This window comes from Microcystis sp. LE19-41.2A (assembly GCF_027530405.1).
In the GTDB taxonomy this organism is placed as follows: domain Bacteria; phylum Cyanobacteriota; class Cyanobacteriia; order Cyanobacteriales; family Microcystaceae; genus Microcystis; species Microcystis aeruginosa.
In genome coordinates, this window is the sequence record NZ_JAPZQJ010000402.1 from 1 (window position 1) to 2,387 (window position 2,387).

General features: G+C 36.8%; 3 protein-coding genes. 2 read left to right on the forward strand and 1 reads right to left on the reverse strand.

Translation table 11 applies throughout. The annotated features are described in order from the left end of the window. Positions 1 to 320: 320 nt before the first annotated feature. Positions 321 to 1,325, reverse strand: a complete 1,005-nt coding sequence (locus O9290_RS16440) for a helix-turn-helix domain-containing protein (protein ID WP_288087276.1) — start codon at positions 1,323 to 1,325, stop codon at positions 321 to 323. A gap of 295 nt (positions 1,326 to 1,620) precedes the next feature. Between O9290_RS16440 and O9290_RS16445 the strand changes: the two genes are divergently transcribed. Further along, positions 1,621 to 2,010 (forward strand): hypothetical protein, encoded by a 390-nt coding sequence (locus tag O9290_RS16445; protein ID WP_288087278.1) that lies wholly within the window; start codon positions 1,621 to 1,623, stop codon positions 2,008 to 2,010. A gap of 179 nt (positions 2,011 to 2,189) precedes the next feature. Next, the coding region (locus tag O9290_RS16450; RefSeq protein ID WP_288087280.1) for a helix-turn-helix domain-containing protein at positions 2,190 to 2,387 on the forward strand (198 nt) is incomplete at its 3' end.

Here is a 2,387-nt window from a genome sequence, read left to right on the forward strand (position 1 = left end):
GAGGTAGTCAGTTACCTAATTTTCAGGGAAAAAGTACCTGAATTTTACCCCCGATCCCTCCAATGGTCGGCACTTTTTGAGGTCAAAAAAGTCTAAAAGCCTTATCCAACAAGGTTTTTAGATTTATTCAGCAAGCCCTAAGTAAATTAATCTCGATGGGGCTAATTATTAATGGCTCTCTTGAGGTTATGAGATCGAAGAAAGGGCGTACAATATACGCCCCTATCAAACAAGTACGGGAGAGCCGATGAATTGAAACAGGAGTTAGGAATTTAGTCCTCAAAGAAAAAATAATCCTAATTCCTACCCCTACTATTTTTTTAGGTTTCAGAGGGGAAGTAACCAAACAGTTTTTTATAATCAGAGGCCAGATATCCTCGGTGAAAAAAACCTAATTCTTCAGCAATTTCATAAATTAATTTTGTCTGATTATTTTGGTTAAGAGATTGATGTAAAGCATTAAGACGAAGCAATTTAAAATAATTGTAAGGAGACATTTGATAGAAGTCTTTAAATATATATTCTAAGGTGCGTTGACTTACTTTTAATTCTTGACAAATCGCTGGAATAGTCAGATCAGAACGCAGATTTTTTCTCATCATTTCTTCTGCTTTTTTGAGAATAGAGGTGCGTCTGATAGTGTTTTTAGGAGTTTTAATATCTTTGGTTACTGCTAAAGTCAAAAGAAAATCTTTGACAATTTCTTCTTTTAATTTTTGCTTGAAAAAATTTAATCTTAATGCTTTTCTTTGCCCAGATATTTGTTGACGATCTAAATTAAATAGCATTCGATAAAGTTGATGACAAGATTGTTGGAGATGACGAATTTTTTCCGATGGGCAAATCACAACAGAAGAAGCGGAAGAATTTAAAAACTTTTTCGCTTCTGGTAGCTCTAAATTTTGGCACAATTGTTGCAGATAATTATCATGAACGTAAAGCTGAAAACGATTGGAAAAGGGATGTTGAAAAATGGAAATTTCTGATTTAGGGGGGACAATCCCAAGATAGTTATTTTCTACTGAGTACAAATTTTGGAAGAAGACGGAATTCACCCGAATAGGAATCGCAAAAACCCACATTTTAGAATGGACTACTCCCACAACATTTATTAAACAATTACGTTGCGATAATTCTAACATCACTTCATCGATGATGATCCTTGAAAGATACCCTTCAAAATGATCACCACTGAGTTGTAAAGCATCTCCGTTGACAAATTCTCGATTCTGAAAATAGCGAGAAAAGTCACAAAAATATTCACTTTTAAAGGTTAATTCCTGAGAATCAATTAAAATATCGGTTTTACTGTCAAAAATAAACATCTATGTATAACTCCTTGGTTATTGAGTAAAATTAAACTTTTCTGCCCATCAATTTAAAGACTTGCGTTTTTTGGATCATCTTATAGCGGTAAGCGCTTGAGTGAGATACAAACCAAGCTTTGCCTAGCATGGTTTATAGCTCGTGACACTGTACCTCATACGACTGCACACCGCTATAGCATAGAGGACTGAGTAGTATGAGTTACAGCAGAGTTGATTTGTTAATTTTGTCCATCAGTGTAGTTCCGTTTAAATCTCTCACTTTTTCCCGTTATTAATTACCAAGTAAATGTCGATGGTTAAACAATATATGCCATTTAAAGATTGCTCTAGGGTATTGGGTGCAGAAATTCTTCAATTACGTCCCCCGGCATTTTCTGATGACCCAAAATATAACACATTTAGCTATACCTATTATCCAGGGGGATTGGAAATTTCCGATAGCTATATCTATTATCCAGGAGAATCAGAAATTTCCGAAGCCCTTGCTAGGGAAATCACTACGTTCGCCGTTCCCCCGACAAATTATCCAGAGGGATTGGAAATTTCCGATAGCTATATCTATGATCCAGGAGGATCGGAAATTTCCGAAGCTGTTGTTCCTAATATTAGCACTCGTCTCTTCTATGCGCTCAAAGCAATCATAGCATTTTTCATCAGAATGAGCCATGGGCAAGGGGCTTAAACCCTTTGTTGGCAAAACTTGTCGATACCTCAGTAACGTGAAAAGCGCTATAACTACACATCTAAGCCGCCGACATCGTCTTCATCATCGAAAATTTTGGGTCTGAAACCCCGCCGTTCTACGACGGCTTTACCGTCAAATATTAGCACATTTACACGATATATGCTAGAATGCGGGATATGGAAAAAGCCTATTCGTTTCGATTTTACCCCACACCAGAACAAGAGTCGCTATTGCGGCGCACTTTGGGCTGTGTAAGATTGGTTTACAATAAGGCACTCCATCTCAGAACACAAGCATGGTACGAAAGACAAGAAAGAGTAGGATATACTGAAACTTCTTCAATGCTAACCGATTGGAAAAAACAAGAAGAATTA